At 52.9% G+C, this 17,870-nt stretch carries 13 protein-coding genes; 9 read left to right on the top strand and 4 right to left on the bottom strand.

The features are described from left to right. Positions 1–56: 56 nt before the first annotated feature. Positions 57–311 carry a 30S ribosomal protein S20 gene (rpsT, locus tag D3A97_RS02945; protein ID WP_119076479.1) on the bottom strand — a complete coding sequence of 85 codons (255 nt, stop codon included), beginning with the start codon at positions 309–311 and terminating at the stop codon, positions 57–59. Positions 312–588: 277 nt separating this feature from the next. On the opposite strand from rpsT, the gene D3A97_RS02940 reads away from it, so the two are divergent. Together D3A97_RS02940 and odhB are read left to right on the top strand one after the other, a co-directional pair. Next, on the top strand, positions 589–3,333 hold the full coding sequence (locus D3A97_RS02940) for a 2-oxoglutarate dehydrogenase E1 component (protein WP_119076477.1): 2,745 nt from the start codon (positions 589–591) through the stop codon (positions 3,331–3,333). Between the two features lie 28 nt (positions 3,334–3,361). Further along, on the top strand, positions 3,362–4,933 hold the full coding sequence (gene odhB / locus D3A97_RS02935) for a 2-oxoglutarate dehydrogenase complex dihydrolipoyllysine-residue succinyltransferase (protein ID WP_119076476.1): 1,572 nt from the start codon (positions 3,362–3,364) through the stop codon (positions 4,931–4,933). Between the two features lie 88 nt (positions 4,934–5,021). On the opposite strand, the gene D3A97_RS02930 is transcribed toward odhB, so the two are convergent. Next, complete coding sequence (locus tag D3A97_RS02930) at positions 5,022–6,458, bottom strand: serine hydrolase domain-containing protein (RefSeq protein WP_119076474.1); 1,437 nt, start codon at positions 6,456–6,458, stop codon at positions 5,022–5,024. Positions 6,459–6,567: 109 nt separating this feature from the next. Here D3A97_RS02930 and D3A97_RS02925 point away from each other — a divergent pair, with 109 nt between their 5' ends. Further along, positions 6,568–7,728 (top strand): RsmB/NOP family class I SAM-dependent RNA methyltransferase, encoded by a 1,161-nt coding sequence (locus D3A97_RS02925; RefSeq protein WP_119076472.1) that lies wholly within the window; start codon positions 6,568–6,570, stop codon positions 7,726–7,728. A 50-nt stretch (positions 7,729–7,778) separates the two neighbouring features. Here the strand turns inward: D3A97_RS02925 and mnmA are convergent, their stop codons facing one another. Next, positions 7,779–8,870, bottom strand: a complete 1,092-nt coding sequence (gene mnmA / locus D3A97_RS02920; RefSeq protein WP_119076471.1) for a tRNA 2-thiouridine(34) synthase MnmA — start codon at positions 8,868–8,870, stop codon at positions 7,779–7,781. Between the two features lie 215 nt (positions 8,871–9,085). Between mnmA and D3A97_RS02915 the strand changes: the two genes are divergently transcribed. The 5 genes from D3A97_RS02915 to D3A97_RS02895 are packed head-to-tail and all read left to right on the top strand — an operon-like array spanning position 9,086 to position 14,975. Then, positions 9,086–10,585 (top strand): tagaturonate reductase, encoded by a 1,500-nt coding sequence (locus tag D3A97_RS02915; protein ID WP_119076469.1) that lies wholly within the window; start codon positions 9,086–9,088, stop codon positions 10,583–10,585. Positions 10,586–10,593: 8 nt separating this feature from the next. Next, positions 10,594–11,988, top strand: a complete 1,395-nt coding sequence (uxaC, locus tag D3A97_RS02910; protein ID WP_119076467.1) for a glucuronate isomerase — start codon at positions 10,594–10,596, stop codon at positions 11,986–11,988. After that, positions 11,988–12,986 carry a sugar kinase gene (locus D3A97_RS02905; protein WP_119076465.1) on the top strand — a complete coding sequence of 333 codons (999 nt, stop codon included), beginning with the start codon at positions 11,988–11,990 and terminating at the stop codon, positions 12,984–12,986. The genes uxaC and D3A97_RS02905 overlap by 1 nt, the downstream gene beginning before the upstream one ends. A 3-nt stretch (positions 12,987–12,989) precedes the next feature. Next, positions 12,990–13,652 (top strand): bifunctional 4-hydroxy-2-oxoglutarate aldolase/2-dehydro-3-deoxy-phosphogluconate aldolase, encoded by a 663-nt coding sequence (gene eda, locus D3A97_RS02900; RefSeq protein ID WP_119076463.1) that lies wholly within the window; start codon positions 12,990–12,992, stop codon positions 13,650–13,652. A 39-nt stretch (positions 13,653–13,691) separates the two neighbouring features. Next, positions 13,692–14,975: an MFS transporter gene (locus D3A97_RS02895; RefSeq protein WP_119076461.1), complete on the top strand. Its 1,284-nt coding sequence runs from the start codon at positions 13,692–13,694 to the stop codon at positions 14,973–14,975. 141 nt (positions 14,976–15,116) lie between these two features. On the opposite strand, the gene D3A97_RS02890 is transcribed toward D3A97_RS02895, so the two are convergent. Continuing rightward, positions 15,117–16,763 (bottom strand): UxaA family hydrolase, encoded by a 1,647-nt coding sequence (locus tag D3A97_RS02890; protein WP_119076459.1) that lies wholly within the window; start codon positions 16,761–16,763, stop codon positions 15,117–15,119. A 255-nt stretch (positions 16,764–17,018) separates the two neighbouring features. Between D3A97_RS02890 and kduI the strand changes: the two genes are divergently transcribed. After that, positions 17,019–17,861 carry a 5-dehydro-4-deoxy-D-glucuronate isomerase gene (kduI, locus tag D3A97_RS02885; protein ID WP_119076457.1) on the top strand — a complete coding sequence of 281 codons (843 nt, stop codon included), beginning with the start codon at positions 17,019–17,021 and terminating at the stop codon, positions 17,859–17,861. The last annotated feature ends 9 nt before the right edge of the window (positions 17,862–17,870 follow it).

Here is a 17,870-nt window from a genome sequence, read left to right as displayed (position 1 = left end):
AAAAGCCCTTCCCGTTTGCAGGGAAGAGCCTGAATATGTTAAAACTGCGGTAGCAATTAAGCCAGTGTGTTCACTTTCTTGGCGAGCTTGCTCTTCAGGTTGGCAGCTTTGTTCTTGTGAATTACGTTGCGTTTTGCCAGCTTATCGATCATGGAGATCACATCCGGCAAATTCTCGGAAGCGGCTGTTTTGTCGGTCAGCTTCTTCAGGTCCCGTATGGCATTACGGGTAGTTTTACCGTAGTAGCGGTTACGCTCATTACGCTTTCTGCTCTGACGTACGTCTTTTTTCGTTGCTTTATGGTTTGCCATTGTATAAATTTCAAGTTTCGGACGGCAAAGGTAAGTTTTATCTTTTTATAAACAAAAATAAAAAGCAGGTATTTCCGGACGCCGCCCGGATTAATTGTCCGTAAAAATAATAAATTATATACATATCAAGCTGTTTTAAATCATAAAACACCCATCGGAAATACCTTAAAATCCCAAATCTTTAGCGATATTTGCAATCCCATTTGCCGGTTTTTTGTGTTAATGAAACAGGTAAAGGAGAAAGAGCATAAAAGACCAAGCTTAAATTTCGTTGTAAATGAAGGACTTTTCGTTTGTCACCAACTCGCACCCGGCGTATATTGAATCGTTGTACCAGGAGTACCGCAGAGATCCGGCCGCTGTAGACCCGGAATGGATCAAATTTTTTGAAGGCTTCGACTTTGCGGTGAGCAATACCAACGGGAAAGCGGGTACCGCCACGGGTACCGCTTCTTTGCCGGTGAGCAGCGAACAGCTTGTGAAAGAACTGGGCGTGTACCGCCTCATCCAGGCGTACCGTAAAAAAGGGCACCTGGTGGCCAAAACCAACCCTATCCGTGAGCGTATGGACCGCCACGCCAACCTTGAACTTAACTTCTTCGGCCTGTCCGATGCTGATCTGAAAACCGAATTTTTTGCCGGCCAGGTAATAGGCCTCGGCAAAACCTCCCTCCAAAAAATTGTGCAGCACCTGAAAGAGGTATACGCCTCTTCCGTGGGCCTGGAATTTACCTATATTAATGATGCCGCCAGAATAGAGTGGTTGCAGAAAGAAGTGGAAGCATCCATCCGCAAGTCACTGTCTCCCGAACAGAAAAAACGCATCCTGATGAAACTCAACCAGGGTGTGATGTTCGAAAAGTTCCTGCATACCAAGTACATCGGCCAGAAGCGTTTTTCGCTGGAAGGCGGTGAAACCACCATCCCCGCGCTGGACGCCATGATCAGCACTGCCGCGGAATACGGCGTGCAGGAAGCGGTCATCGGCATGGCCCACCGCGGCCGCCTCAACGTGCTGGCCAACATACTGGGTAAAACCTACGAACAGATATTCTCGGAATTTGAAGGCACCGCCACGCCTGATACCACCATGGGCAGCGGCGACGTAAAATACCACCTCGGTTTCCGCGCCAGCATTCAAACATCCGCGGGCAAGGAAGTGAACGTGCAGCTCACGCCCAACCCCTCTCACCTGGAGGTGGTTGACCCTGTGGTAGTGGGCTTTGCCCGCAGCAAGGCAGACGTGATCTATGGCAGCGACTATGACAAGATACTGCCCATCCTCATTCACGGGGATGCCGCTATTGCCGGCCAGGGCGTGGTATATGAAGTAGCCCAGATGAGCAAGCTGAGAGGTTATTACACAGGGGGCACCATGCACTTCGTGATCAATAACCAGATCGGCTTCACAACTGATTTTGAAGACGCCCGCTCGTCTGACTACTGCACCAGCGTGGCGTCTATTGTGCAGGCGCCGGTGTTCCATGTGAACGGGGACGATGTGGAGGCCGTGGTGAAAATAGCGGAAATTGCCACCCGCTACCGCCAGGAGTTCAACTCTGATATTTACATAGATATGGTGTGCTACCGCAAGCACGGCCACAACGAGGGAGACGATCCGAAATTCACGCAACCCAAGCTGTACGCCGCTATTGACAAGCACCCCAATCCCCGCGAAGTATATTCCCAGCAGCTGATCGCCAAAGGGGATGTAGACGCGGCCATTGCCCAGGAAATGGAGAAAGCCTTCTGGGCAGACCTGCAGGAGCGGCTGGATGAAGTGAAACAGCATCCGCTGCCATACACCTACCAGAAACCTGAAAAATGGTGGCAGGAGCTGCGCAAGTCCACCCCTGAAGATTTCATTAAATCTCCGGACACGGCCATCACCAAAGCACAGCTGGACACCCTCTTCAAAGCCATCATGACCATTCCGGAAGGCTTCAAACCTTTACGCAAGGTGGAAAAGCTGCTGCAGGACAAACAGAAGCTGTTTGATGAACAGGGGTTGCTGGATTGGTCTTCCGGCGAGCTGCTGGCTTACGGCAGCATACTGGCAGACGGGCGTGACGTGCGCCTGAGCGGGCAAGATGTGAAGAGAGGCACCTTCTCACACCGCCACGCCGTGTTAAGAAGTGAAGAAACAGACCAGGAACACAGCCGTCTCAGCCAGGTAGGAGAGCGGCAGGGCAAGTTCCGTATCTATAACTCCCTGCTCAGCGAATTTGCCGTGCTGGGTTTTGAATACGGCTATTCCATAGCCAACCCGTACGCGCTCACCATCTGGGAAGCGCAGTTCGGTGATTTTATGAACGGGGGACAAACATTGATAGACCAGTTCATTACCTCCGCGGAAACCAAGTGGCAAAAACAAAGCGGCCTGGTGATGCTGTTGCCGCACGGTTACGAAGGCCAGGGGCCGGAGCACTCCAGCGCCCGCCTGGAACGTTTCCTGCAGCAATGCGCGGAATACAACATCATGGTCACTAACTGCACCACGGCCGCCAGCTTCTTCCATGCGCTGCGCCGCCAGCTGGCCATGCCTTTCCGCAAGCCCATGATCAATTTCTCACCCAAGGCTAACCTGCGCCATGTGCGCAGTTACAGCCCGGCAACGGAATTTACGCAGGGCGGCTTTAAGGAGGTGCTGGACGATCCGTTCATCACAGATGCTTCCCGCGTGAAGAAAGTACTGCTTTGCAGCGGCAAAATGTACTTTGACCTGAGCGAAAAACAAATGAAAGAAGACCGGAAAGATGTGGCCATTGTGCGGCTGGAACAATTGTACCCGCTGCCCGTGGCTCAACTGGAAGGCATTCAGCAGAAATACAAAGGCGCCACCTGGTTCTGGGTACAGGAAGAACCGCTGAACATGGGGGCCGCCAGCTTCCTGCAAATGAACCTGAAACAGTTCAATTACGGCGTGATCAGCCGCAACCCCAGCGCATCAACGGCCACCGGCTATGCAAAAGTGCATGCGCAGGAGCAGCAGGAAATTATAGACACGGCTTTTAACATCTAATTTTTTACTTATCTGGAGGGTATAACACATGATCATCGAAATTAAAGTTCCTACGGTAGGAGAATCAATCAGCGAAGTGACCATTGCAAAATGGCTGAAAAAAGACGGCGATTTTGTACAGCAAGACGAAGTATTGTGCGAAATGGAATCGGAGAAGGCCACTTTTGAACTGAATGCGGAAAAGCCCGGCGTTTTGAAAATAATGGCGGAAGAAGGCGCCACGTTGAAGATAGGGGATGTAGCCTGCACCATTGATACGGATGCCAAAGGCGCCGCCCCGGCCCCTGCCGCCGCTCCCGCCAAAGCCGCGGAAGCAGCGCCTGAAAAAGCGGAAGCCGCTCCTGCCGCTGCGCCCGCCGCCCCTGCCGTGAACAAAGGCACCATAGATATCAAAGTGCCTACCATCGGTGAATCTATCAGTGAAGTGACCCTCATCAAATGGATGAAGCAGACCGGAGAGTACGTGGAGCGGGATGAAGTGCTGTGCGAGCTGGAGTCTGAAAAAGCCACCTTTGAGCTGAACGCGGAAGAAGCGGGCGTGCTCAAAACCATTGCCAAAGAAGGTGATACCCTCAACATAGGCGATGTAGCCTGCCAGATAGATACCGCTGCCGCCCGCCCCGCCGATAAAGCGCAACCCGCGCCGCAGCCGCAGGCCGCCGCGCCCAAAGCGCAGCAACAGGCCCAGCAGGCGCCGGTAACCGCCATCCCGAACGATATTAAAGCAACGCCGGTAGCCGCCGCCGTTATTGCGGATAAAAAAGTAGACCCGGCCACCATCAAAGGTTCCGGCGCACAGGGCAAGATCATGAAAGACGATGTGTTTGCCGCCCTGCAAAACCCCGGCGTGGCCCTCGGCCAGGAGCTGTTTACCCGCAACGACCGCCGCGAGAAAATGAGCAACCTCCGCAAAGTGGTATCCCGCAGGCTGGTGGAAGCCAAAAATACGACGGCCATGCTTACCACTTTCAACGAGGTAGACATGACCAACGTGATGGCCATCCGCAGCAAATACAAAGAGACATTCAAAACCCAGCACGGTGTCAACCTCGGTTTCATGAGCTTCTTCACCAAAGCATGCTGCTTTGCGCTGCAGGAGTTCCCGGCCGTGAACGCCTATATTGACGGGGAAGAGATCGTGTACCACGATTACTGTGATGTGTCCATAGCCGTATCCGCGCCGAAGGGCCTGGTGGTGCCGGTGATCCGCAACGCGGAAAGCCTGGGCATGGCGGATATTGAGAAAAAAGTGCTGGAACTGGCCACCAAGGCCCGTGACAACAAGCTGTCCATGGAAGAAATGACCGGCGGTACGTTTACCATTACCAATGGCGGTGTATTCGGCTCGCTCATGAGCACCCCCATCATCAACATTCCGCAGTCCGCCATCCTGGGCATGCACAAAATACAGGAGCGCCCCATGGCCGTAAACGGCCAGGTAGTGATCCGCCCCATGATGTACGTAGCCCTCAGTTACGATCACCGCATCATTGACGGGCGCGAGTCTGTGAGCTTCCTGGTACGCGTGAAGGAAATGCTGGAAAACCCCGAGCAGCTGCTCTTCGGGAAAGACCCGCTGAAAGCGCTGTTGAAATTGTAATTACCTGTAACAGATATCGTCATAAACCGTTCCGCTATGCCGGGGCGGTTTTTTTATTTATACCGCAGATGAAATGGAAGAACGGACGTTATGGCATGGCCTTCTCCGGCTGTTTCGCAAACCGCATTTCCTGCCCCATTTGCCTGGCCACCAGGTCAAAGCCGGTGCCGGTTTTATCGAACCGCAAATACATCGGCATTTCCATCAGTACAAAGTTGCCGGGTGCGGTGAAATGCGTTTGCATGGGCGTGCTGCCGTTCAATGCAATATGGAGCCGGCCGCTGGTGAGCGTCACATCTATTTCCACGCCCCGGCCTGTATACCGCCCTGTATATTGGCGCAAAGTATCTGCCGGTACTTGTATGCTTTTCTCCACAACAGGATCGTAAAGGTCATTCCAGCCATAGGTGAGGGCAATGCTGCGCATTACTTCGCTGACAATACTGAAATCGTCAGAATTGGTCATGATCACAAAACCATAGCCGCCGTCAAGACTGCCGGAGTAAGTGCATTTAAAACCTTCATTACCGCCGTTATGACTGAAATACTTGTTGCCGTTGGTGAGAAATACGCCCAGCGCCGCATCATTGCTCATAAAAGGCGTGAGCCGTGTTTTAGTGGTGGCCGGCGTCAGTACTTTGGAAGACCTGCCGGCGTAGGAAAGCTGTGTTTCAATAATGTAACGGGCCAGGTCTGTAGGGTTGGTCCACAATCCCGCGGCGGCCATTTCGGGGTACACGTGGTATTTGCCCTCTACCGGCTTGCCATTTTGCCGGTAAGCCGTGGCCAGCAGCTGTTTTTTGGCGGCGGGCGCGGGTTGGGTGTAGAAGCTGCTGGTCATGCCCATAGGGTCCAGCACTTCCTGTTGCAGGTACTGGTCATACGGCTTGCCGGTTACCGTGGTGAGTATCAATTGTGTAACAGTGGTACCGCCCCCGGAGTATTGCACTTTTTTACCCGGGGCAAACGCCGGCTTCACTTCTTTCGTGTTGGCGGGGGGAACGCCGCGCAATATCTGCTCCACCGTGGGCAGCGTATCTGTTACCTCGTATCCCGGAAAGCCATGTATGGTAAGCCCTGCCGTGTGGCTCAGCAGGTGGGCCAGTGTTATTTTCCCTGAATCCGCGGAAGGATGCCAGGTGTTGAGATAGCGGTTGATGTCTTCATCAAGGTTCAGCTTGCCTTGTTGCACCAGCTTCAACATGGCCACCCCGTTAAGTGATTTGCTGATGGACGCCGCCTGGAAGAGCGTTTGCGCGGTAACCGGCCTTTTTTCCGCCACATCGGCAAACCCGTACCCGCGGGCCCAATGCACCTTGTAATCTTTTATGACCGCTATGCTGACGCCGGGCATCTTGCCGGTCTGCAATCTTTCCTGCAGGTTCCAGCGGGTGGGTGGTTCGTTTTCGAAGGTGACCCAGCCGGCCAGGTTGTTTTCTACCTGGCGGATGGTATCTTCAACAGATTGGCCGTGCGCTAGCAGGGGCAGGCAAAGTAGCAGGATGATCTTGAGGGGCGATCTCATACAGGAAGGTTATGATAGTTAAGTTACGTAGAAATCCTGGTACTGGGAAGAGATGGCCGTACCTGGATGGCTATGACAAGATACCGGCGGCATTCCTATCTTTGCGCACATGACGCGCTGGGAAAATTATATGAATGCGGCCGAAAAGGTGATAACCGGGTACGATGGATCAATACCGCTGCATCACTACCTGAAAACTTTCTTCAAGGTACATCCCCACATGGGCAGCAGAGACAGGCGGTGGGTGCAGCAACTGGTATACCAGTACTTTCGCCCGGGCCGCTGGCAAAATGAGCAGCCTGTAAAGGAACGTATACTGCTGGGCGTTTTCCTTTGCGCGCAGGGGCCGGATGAGCTGCTGGCCTTTTTCCGCCCGGCGTGGAATGAACTGGCCGCCGCCCCGCTGGAACAAAAACTGGCTACAACAGGCGTAGGTTGGAACGCACAAGCCGCTTTCCCTTTCCTGCCACACCTTTCCGCAGGCATTGACGGTGAAACCTTCACCCGCGCTCACCTGCAGCAACCGCATCTGTTCATCCGCGCAAGGCCCGGCAAAATGGCGGCCATTCTCCGTTTACTGGATGCGGCGGGCGTTGCTGTGCAGCCAATAGGAGAACATGCGCTGGCGCTGCCCAACGGCACCAAAACAGACAGCATCATCCCGGATAAAAGCTGGTACGAAGTACAAGACCTTTCCTCGCAGGAAACAGGCCTGCATTTTCATGCAAAGGCCGGTGAGCATTGGTGGGACTGCTGTGCGGCCAGCGGAGGCAAATCCATCCTGCTGCTTGACAAGGAACCTGCAGTACACCTCTTTGCCAGCGATGTGCGCGCCAGCATTCTAGAGAATCTGAAAAAACGTTTTGCCGAAGCAGGCGTAAAGAACTATTCCGCCAAAGTGCTGGACCTCACCGCGCCCACGCTCCGCGCACAACTGCCACGCACCCGCTTTGACGGCATCATCCTGGATGCGCCCTGCAGCGGCTCCGGTACCTGGGGCAGAACGCCGGAGAACATCCGGTATTTCAAAGAATCGCAAATAGCTGAATATGCAAGGCTGCAAAAAGAGATAGCCGCCAATGTAACGCCATTCCTGCAACCGGGCGGTACGCTTGTGTATATTACCTGCTCGGTGTTCCGGGAAGAGAACGAAGAAGCCGTGGAGTATTTGCGCAGCCATTGTGGACTGGAAATAACGGAAAGCGGGGTGATCGGCGGGTATGAGCGCGGGGCGGATACGATGTTTGTGGCGGTGGGGAAGAAGCCATAAAAAAAGGGCCAACTGTTACCATTGGCCCTCTCGTATCCAAGATCGGATAATTATCTTCGGATGATCCCCCCGGCTATCACATCGTCTCCCTCATAGAAAACGGCGCTCTGCCCCGGGGCAATTCCTTTCACCTGCTCGTAAAAATCCACTTTCACCAGGCCGTCCGCACCATTGTATACATTGGCCAGCGCGCCTTTGTCTTTATACCGGATCTTTACGGTAGACTCGAAGCCTTCCGGCAGATGGTCATATTTCACATAGTTGAGGCCGCCTACGTTCATTTCGCTGCGGTTCAGCTCATGTTCGTCTCCCAGTACCACGGTATTGGTTTCCGGGATGATCTCGGTCACAAAAATAGGCCTGCCAAGGGCAATTTCCAGCCCTTTACGCTGCCCGATGGTATAGAAAGGGTAACCTCTGTGTTGGCCTACAACAGTGCCGTTCGCCAGCACAAAATTGCCGCCGTTCACTCTTTCTTCCAGCCCGTCTACTTTGCGTTTCAGGAAACCCCGGTAGTCGTTGTCCGGCACAAAACAGATCTCGTAGCTTTCCGCCTTTTTGGCCAGTTCGGGGTAGCCGAAGTCCATCGCCATCTGGCGGATCTCCGTTTTCCGGTAGGTACCCAGCGGCAGCAGGGTGCGTTTCACCACGTCCTGGTCAAGCCCCCAGAGTACATAGCTCTGGTCTTTGGTCTCGTCCAGCCCCTTGCTGATCACGCCACGGCCGTTTTCCATGCGCAGCCGGGCATAGTGGCCGGTGGCAATGAACTCGCAGTCCATAGCGTCTGCCCGCTTCATCAGGGCGCGCCACTTGATGTGCGTATTGCACAGCACACAAGGGTTGGGGGTGCGGCCGGCTATATATTCGTCTACAAAGTTGTTGATCACAAAATCGCCGAACTCCTCCCGTATATCCAGTATGAAATGCGGAAAACCATGATGCACGGCCGCTGCGCGGGCATCATTGAAAGAGTCCAGGTTACAGCAGCCGGTCTCCTTTTTGGAAGGGCCCGCGCTTGCGTAATCCCAGGTCTTCATGGTAATGCCCACCACTTCGTAACCTTGCTCATGCAGCATCAGGGCAGTAACCGTACTGTCAATGCCCCCGCTCATGGCTACCAGCACTTTTCCATGCTTGCTCATCTGTTCATCGAATTAAGGATGCAAAATTACTGAAATCCCCCGTAAAACGGGGCATTGGCCCTATAGATACTCATAATAGGGTCATAGATACACTTGTTTCTTAAATGATTTACATCGATTGATTCCCACAAATCTTTAGTAAATTGTCAAAAATTTCCAGGGCTAGTTATATATTTATCTGGAAATAGGTATGTTATTTAATAAATTATCCATGCATGCTACCGAGACTCAACAAGCAACACGTTATGAACAACCCCTCCTGGGGCATTAAACCTGACTATTTTCAATTTCCTGAAAAGATCCTCCAATTCGGTACGGGCGTGCTGCTCCGCGGGCTGGTAGATTACCTGGTAGACAAAGCTAATAAGGCAGGCATTTTTGAAGGCAGGATTGTGGTCGTAAAATCTACAGATGGCGATGCGGGCGCTTTTGGCACGCAAGATGGCCTCTATACCACTCACATCAAAGGCGTGTCTCAGGGACAGCCTGTTAATCAGCACCTTGTGAACGCTTCTGTTAGTCGTGTTTTGCAATCGAATGCAGAATGGGAGGCTATATTAGCGGCCGCTACCCAGCCCACGCTGAACATTATTATTTCCAACACCACGGAAGTAGGTATCCAGTATGTGGAGGAGAACGTGGCCGCAGGCGTGCCCGCTTCTTACCCCGGCAAGCTGCTGGCCATTTTGCATGAGCGCTTCCGCAAGGGGATGGACGGCTTCGTGATCATCCCCACGGAACTGGTGGTAGACAACGGCAAGCTCTTGAAAGAGACCGTACTGCAGCTGGCGGCATTTAACAAGCTGCCGGAAGACTTTATACATTGGATCTCCACCGCCAACCGCTTCTGCAGCTCGCTGGTAGACCGCATTGTGCCGGGCAAACCCAAGAACCTGCAGGAATGCTGGGAACAGGCCGGTTATGAAGATGAACTGTGGATAGACGCCGAACCTTTTCTGCTTTGGGCCATTGAGGGAGACACCGCGGTGGCGCAGCAGCTGGCTTTCCACCAGACAGACAGCCGCATGCTGATCGCCCCCAGCATCACCCCTTACCGGGAGCAGAAATTGCGCATCCTCAACGGCAGCCATACGGCAGCCGTGTGCGTAGGCTATTTGTCAGGCCTCAACACCGTGTACGAGTGCATGCAGGACGCCTACATGCGCCGTTTCTTTGAAACCGTGGTAACAGACGAAATTTTGCCTACCCTCAGCGCTTTGGGGCCGCAAACGGCCGTTTTTGCGCGGGATGTGCTGGACCGTTTCGCCAACCCGTATATAGAGCACAAGCTGATCAGCATCACCTTCCAGCAAAGTTCCAAAATGAACGCCCGCAATGTGCAAACCCTGTTGCGCTACCGCGAGGCCAAAGGCATATTGCCGGAAATGATGTTGCTCGGATTTGCAGCCACCCTGCTGTTCCTGAAGCCGGCCCGCGAGGTGAACGGTAAATACCAGGGCCAGCGTGGTAAAGACGCCTTCTATGATATTACGGACGATAATGCTGCCGTTTTTGCGGCCCATTGGCAGTCTGTGGAAAAGAACGGTTATCCTGAAATATCCGCCATGGTGCGCGCCGTCTGCAAAGACAGCCGCCTCTGGGAAACGGACCTGAATAATATTCCCGGTTTTGCAGACACGGTAACAGACCACCTGGTGGGCATGTTGCAAAACGGCGTTCAGTCATACATTACTCATCACTCCAAGGTTTTATAAGCAGCATAATGAAAACTTTTTTGTCAGAAGATTTCCTGCTCCGCACGGAGACAGCCAAACGGCTTTATTTCGATTTTGCGAAAGACATGCCGGTGATAGATTATCACAATCACCTGCCGCCAGACGAAATTGCCGGTAATAAACAGTTCCAGAACATCACGGAAGCCTGGTTAAAAGGCGACCACTATAAATGGCGTGCCATGCGTGCCAACGGCGTGAACGAAGATCTCATCACCGGCAACGCGGATGATTTCACCAAGTTCAAAATGTGGGCGGAAACCGTGCCCTACACCATGCGCAACCCGCTGTACCACTGGACGCACATGGAGCTGCGCAACCCCTTCGGCATTACAGAAGTGCTCAACGGCGGCAATGCCGCCAAAGTGTACGAGGCCTGCAACGCACAGCTGCCGCAGTTCACCACTAAAGCCTTGTTGCAGCATTTCAAGGTAGATGCGCTGTGTACCACAGATGATCCCTCAGATTCCCTGGAGCACCATGCGGCCATCCGCCAGCAAGGTTTTGCGGTAAAGGTACTGCCCACGTTCCGGCCGGATAAAGCGATTGCGGTCGAAGACCCCGCGGCTTTCCAGGTGTACATGAAAAAGCTGGGCGGCGCGGCAAATGTAGACATCAACAGCTACAGCGCATTGCTGGATGCCCTGAAGAAACGGCACAACTATTTTCATGAGCAGGGCGGCCGCTTGTCTGATCACGGCCTGAACTTCTTTATTTACGCAGACTTTACGGAAGCGGCGCTGGAAAAATCCTTTGCCGCGCTGATGGCCGGCAAACCATTAACCGGCGCTGATGCGGACATGTTCAAATCTGCCACGCTTCATTTCATCTGCACCTGGAACCATGAAAAAGGCTGGACACAGCAGTTCCATGCAGGCGCCATCCGTAACAATAATTCCCGCCTGCTGAAAAGGCTGGGGGCGGATGCCGGTGTGGATTCTATTGGAGACTGGCCGATGGCCGAAGCCATGAGCCGCTTCTTTGACAGGCTAGATAAGAATGACCAGCTGGCCAAAACCATTGTGTACAATCTCAATCCTTCCCATAACGAAGTGTATGCCACCATGGTAGGCAATTTCCAGGATGGTACCATAGCCGGCAAAATGCAGTTCGGCTCCGGCTGGTGGTTCCTTGACCAGAAAGACGGCATGGAAAAACAAATGAACACGCTCAGCAATATGGGTCTGCTCAGCAGGTTTGTAGGCATGCTGACAGACTCGCGCAGTTTTCTTTCTTACTCGCGGCATGAGTATTTCAGGAGAATATTGTGTAATTTGATCGGCAATGATGTGGAGAACGGCGAACTGCCGGCTGATATTCCCTGGTTGGGAAAAATGGTACAGGATATTTGCTACAACAACGCCAAAGCCTATTTTAATTTCTGATGCAACCGGTTTCTGTTATTACGTTTGGAGAATTGTTATTACGATTAAGCCCGGATTGGGCGGCACAACGTGCGTCTCTCTTTGTAGGCGGCGCAGAAGCCAATGTGGCCGCCGCTTTGGCTACTTGGGGCAACCCGGTGGCATATATCAGTAAAGCGCCAGACAACGGCCTTTCCCGCCAGGTACTGGCGCAACTGGAGGCCGTGGGCATTCAGACTGACCGGATGTTGTGGGGCGGGGACCGCATCGGGGCGTATTACCTGGCCCAGGGCGCAGACCTGAAACATGCGGAAGTAGTGTATGACCGCAAATATTCCAGCTTTTCGGAAATAAAACCGGGAACGGTAGATTGGGATGCCCTGCTGGGCCATGCCGGCTGGTTCCACTGGAGCGCTATTTCACCCGCGCTCAACAAAGATGCGGCGGTAATTTGCCGGGAAGTGCTGGAAGCGGCCACCCGCAAAGGAATGACAATATCAACAGACCTGAATTACCGCAGCAAGCTGTGGCAATACGGGCAATCGCCGCTGGACGTGATGCCGGCATTGACGCAGTACTGTCATGTGATCATGGGCAACATCTGGGCCGCCAATATGATGCTGGGCACACCGCTCAACCAGGAAGCGGTGAACGAGAACACTAAAGAAGCCTATCTCCGCGCCGCGCGGGAATCTGCGCAGGCTATTGTGCAACAGTTCCCGAAGTGCGACCGTGTGGCCTTCACTTTCCGTTTTTCTTCCGCGCCTACGCATAACCTGTATTATGCGGTGTACTGGAAAGACGGGGAACTGTACGTATCCCGGCAATACGAGACCAACGAAGTGGTAGACCGGGTAGGCAGCGGAGACAGTTTTATGGCGGGGCTCATTCATGCCAACCTGAACGGGTATACGGAACAGCAAACTATTTCATTTGCCGCCGCCGCAGCTTATTCCAAGCTGTTCCGCACCGGCGATTTTAACCTTACCGCAAAGGAATCCATTGCGCAACTGATGTAACATATGACACCACAACCTGATATAGTATTACAAGCATTTGAAGCCACAAAGGTGGTGCCGGTGTTTTATCATGATGACCCCGCTGTGTGTGCGGAAGTGATGAAGGCCTGCTACGAAGGGGGCATTCGTGTATTTGAATTTACCAACCGTGGAGAAAACGCCCGGCAGAACTTTGCGTACCTCCGCGATCTGAAAACCAAGTCCATGCCGGATATGTACCTGGGCATAGGCACCATCAAGAACGCGGCGGATGCCAGAACATTTGCGGAAATGGGAGCGGACTTTATTGTAAGCCCGATAATAGATGAGGCTACGGCCACCTATTGCAAATCTGCCAATATTTTGTGGATACCCGGCTGCATGACGCCTTCGGAAATAGCGGTGGCGGAAAAGAGCGGTGCGGCGCTGGTGAAACTGTTCCCCGGCAGCACACTGGGGCCGGGTTTTGTAAAAGCCATCAAACCGCTGTTCCCCGGCCTGCGCTTCATGCCTACCGGCGGCGTAGAACCGGAGCAGGCCAACCTCCAGGCATGGTTTGATGCCGGCGTGGTGTGTGTAGGCCTGGGGTCTAACCTGTTGCCCAAGTCTGTGATCGATAAACAAGACTGGAAAGGGCTGAGCGGAAAAGTAACGCAAACGTTTGCATATATAAAGGCATTGAAGTAATTTGTTGCCAACATGTATTTATCCTAAACAATCAACGAAATGAATTCCACTGTAATTGGCCGGTACCGCTGGCGCATTGTAGCTTTATTGTTTTTTGCCACTACTATCAACTATATTGACCGGCAGGTGATCGGGATTCTGAAACCTTTACTGGAGAAAGAATTTAACTGGTCAGAAACGGAGTATGGCGAAATTGTGATGGTGTTCTCCGCCTGCTATGCACTTGGCTTGCTGGTATTTGGCCGGTTTGTGGACAAAGTAGGCACCAAAATGGGATATACGGTTTCCATTGTAATATGGAGTGTTGCGGCCATGGCGCATGCGCTGGCTAAATCTACTTTCGGCTTTGGGGCGGCCCGCGCTTTGCTGGGACTTGGCGAGGCTGGTAACTTCCCGGTAGCCGTGAAGTCTGTGGCAGAGTGGTTCCCGAAAAAAGAAAGGGCTTTTGCTACAGGCCTGTTCAACTCCGGGGCCAATATTGGTGCCGTGGCGGCGCCTGCAATAGTGCCCTGGCTGGCTTCCGCGTACGGCTGGCAGGAGGCTTTCATCTGGACAGGTGTGATCGGTTTTATATGGCTTATTTTCTGGCTGGTGATGTACGAATTGCCCAACCGTCATAAAAAAGTGGGCGCGGCCGAGCTGGCTCACATCCAGAGCGATGGGGAAGAAGAAGTAGCAGTGGAAAAGAAAGTTTCCTGGGGTCAATTATTCGCCATTCGCCAAACATGGGCATTCGTATTCGGCAAGCTGCTGACAGATCCCATCTGGTGGTTCTTCCTGTTCTGGCTGCCATCTTATTTCTCCACTACCTTCAACCTGGATATCAAGAACCTGGGCTTGCCCCTGATCATTGTGTACACGGCTACCACCGTGGGCAGCATTGGCGGCGGTTACCTGCCGGGCTGGCTGATCAGCAAGGGCTGGCCGGTATTCAAGGCCCGCAAAATGTCTATGCTGTTTTTTGCCATCTGCGTAATTCCCATCATGACGGCGCGTTATGCGGAAAACATGTGGGTGGCTGTGGCACTGATCAGTTTAGCTGCTGCGGCACACCAGGCCTGGTCTGCCAATATCTTCACTACGGCGTCTGACATGTTCCCCAAATACACACTCAGCTCCGTAGTAGGCATCGGCGGTATGGCCGGCTCCCTGGGCGGCATGCTGTTCCCCCTGGTAGTGGGCTTCCTGCTTGATCATTACAAGGCGCTCGGCAACATCAATGCAGGGTACAACATCCTCTTCCTGATCTGCGGTTCCATGTACCTGCTGGCATGGATCACCATGCACTTCTTTGCACCGCGTATGGAAAAGGTGGAAATATAAACAACCATCTTTCAACATAAGAAAAAGGCTTCCTGCAGAGGAAGCCTTTTTTATTGAATTATTTCATGGTCCTGTTTGCCGGCGCACGGCATAAAAAAACGGTGCAGGGTTGCCCGCACCGTTCCTGTATCGTTCATATGCTTACAAACTTACACCGCGCTTCCAGGGAATAAAATCATCCTGGTGCAGTAACTCGGCCTTTGTAAAGATTTCTCCGCTGGCCACTTTCACCACGTGGTCCAGGATGTCTTCACCCATTTGTTCAATGGTTTTCTGACCGCTGATGATACTGCCGGTATCAATGTCTATAATGTCAGGCATGCGCTGGGCAAGCCGGGTATTGGTAGACAATTTTATAACGGGAGCAATGGGGTTGCCGGTAGGCGTGCCCAGCCCCGTGGTGAACAGCACTACGGAAGCACCGGAACCTACCTCGGCAGAAGTGGATTCCACATCGTTACCCGGTGTGCAGAGCAGGTTGAGCCCTGGTTTGGTGGCGTATTCCGTATAGTCCAGCACATCTTTTACAGGAGAAGTGCCGCCCTTTTTGGCCGCTCCGGCAGATTTGATGGCGTCTGTAATGAGACCGTCCTTGATGTTGCCGGGCGAAGGGTTCATATAAAAGCCTGAGCCTACGGACTGGGCCTGGTTTTCATAGGCCCGCATGATGGAAATGAACTTGTCTGCCGTGCCATTGTTTTCGCAACGGTTGATCAGCTCCTGCTCCACGCCGCAAAGCTCCGGAAATTCAGATAGAATGGTGGTGCCGCCCAGGGCTACCAGCAGATCTGAAGTATGGCCGATGGCAGGGTTGGCGGAAATACCGGAAAACCCGTCTGAACCACCACATTCCAGGCCTATCACTATTTTGGACAGCGGCGCCGGCCGGCGTTCCTGTTTATTGGCTTCCACCAGCGCCAGGAAGGTTTCCCGGATGGCGGTTGATAACATGTTAAATTCCGAACCGCTGGTTTGCTGTTCGTACACCAGTACCGGCTTGCTAAAGTTCGGGTTCAGCTTTTTGAGGGCGTCCTGCAGAATGGATACCTGCGCATGCTGGCAGCCCAGGCTCAGTACGGTAGCACCGGCTACGTTAGGGTGGTGTATGTAACCGGCCAGCAGGGCGCAAAGCGCATCGGAATCCTGCCGGGTACCACCGCAGCCGCCTTCGTGTATCAGGAATTTGATACCGTCTATATTGGGAAATACCGCGTTTTTGCGGGATTCCGTGGTGGCTTCCGCGGGCTTGTAATCCTGGATAGCGTCCAGCCGGCCGCTTTTATAGAGGCCCACCAGGTCGTTCACCTGCTCGTTGTACACCTCCGGCGGGGCAAAACCCAGGCCTTTTTCAAAGGCCGTTTTAATAACGCCTACATTCCTGTTCTCACAAAATACCATGGGTATTACCAGCCAGTGGTTGCGGGTGCCTACCTGCCCGTCTTCCCGGTAAAAGCCCTGGAAAGTCTGATTGGCCCAGCGGCTCACGTTGGGAGCCTGCCACTGGAAACTGGCGTCTTTTTCATGGAAAGCATTGGCATCGTGCTGTAAATTCCTGACCGTAATGGTTTCCCCCTCCTGTATGGGAGCTACCGCCTTACCCACCAGTACGCCGTACATCAGTACGGCATCGCCCGGCTGCAGGGGTTTTAAAGGGAATTTATGTTTAGCGGGAACGTTCTGTTTCAATTGAATTGTTGAACCATTGAACTCTATTTGCTTTCCAGCCGGCAGGTCCTGTAAAGCCACCAGCACATTGTCTTTCGGGTGAATCTGAAGATACGTGTTCATGATTTGCTAAAATAGCGTATTTGGAAACTTGCCGTTAATACTAAAATCTGATTTCTTGATTGGATATTAACCAACTGCAAAGTTAACAAAACACCATAGTATTTTGCGGCTGAAGCCCCCGTGTCACCGTTATTTGACGCTTTTATAGCAATTTAATGCAAACGTTTGCATTTCTCAGTATTTCATATTACCTTTCCATGAATATTGTTATTTTTTGGTTATACTTTCCAAAATGGAATTTCTTAAAATTTTATGATGAGCACGTCTATAGAAACAAGATATGCCAGCAGTCCCGCGGAAGCCAAAGCATGGGACACTGCGCAGGCCAGGGAAGCATTATTGATCACACCGCTGTTTGAAGCTGGCAAAGTACGGCTGGTATACAGCCATTACGACCGTTTTATTACCGGCGGAGCAATGCCGGCAGACAAGCCGGTAAAGCTGGAAACAGTAGACCCGCTGAAAGCGGAGTACTTCCTGGAACGCCGGGAGCTGGGCATTATCAATACAGGCGGAGACGGTACCGTTACCGTTGACGGCGAAGTGTTCGAAGTGGCTTTCAAGGAAGCCCTGTATATCGGCAAAGGCAAACGCGAGGTGGTGTTTGCCAGCAAAAACGCGGCAAGCCCTGCCCGGTTCTACCTCAATTCCACCCCGGCGCACATGAACTATCCCACCCGCCGCATTACCCGCGCGGAAGCGGATGTGGTAACACTGGGCGCACAGGAAACCTCCAACCACCGCACCATTAACAAACTGCTGGTCAATTCTGTACTGCCCACCTGCCAGCTGCAGATGGGAATGACAGAGCTGAAATCCGGCAACACCTGGAACACCATGCCGGCCCATACGCATGATCGCCGCATGGAGGTGTATTTTTATTTCGAAGTGCCGGAAGGCCAGTCTGTTTGCCACTTCTGGGGCCAGCCGCAGGAAACGCGCCACATCTGGATGCAGAACAACGAAGCGGTGATCTCACCGCCCTGGTCCATCCACTCGGGCGCAGGCACCAGCAACTATACTTTCATCTGGGGCATGGCCGGTGAAAACCTGGATTACGGAGATATGGACCATTGCGCCATCACTGAATTACGGTAACGACTACAC

It is taken from the genome of Chitinophaga alhagiae (assembly GCF_003568665.1).
Taxonomy (GTDB): domain Bacteria; phylum Bacteroidota; class Bacteroidia; order Chitinophagales; family Chitinophagaceae; genus Chitinophaga; species Chitinophaga alhagiae.
Note: the sequence above shows the minus strand (reverse complement) of the source record. Positions and strands in the feature narration are given on the sequence as shown.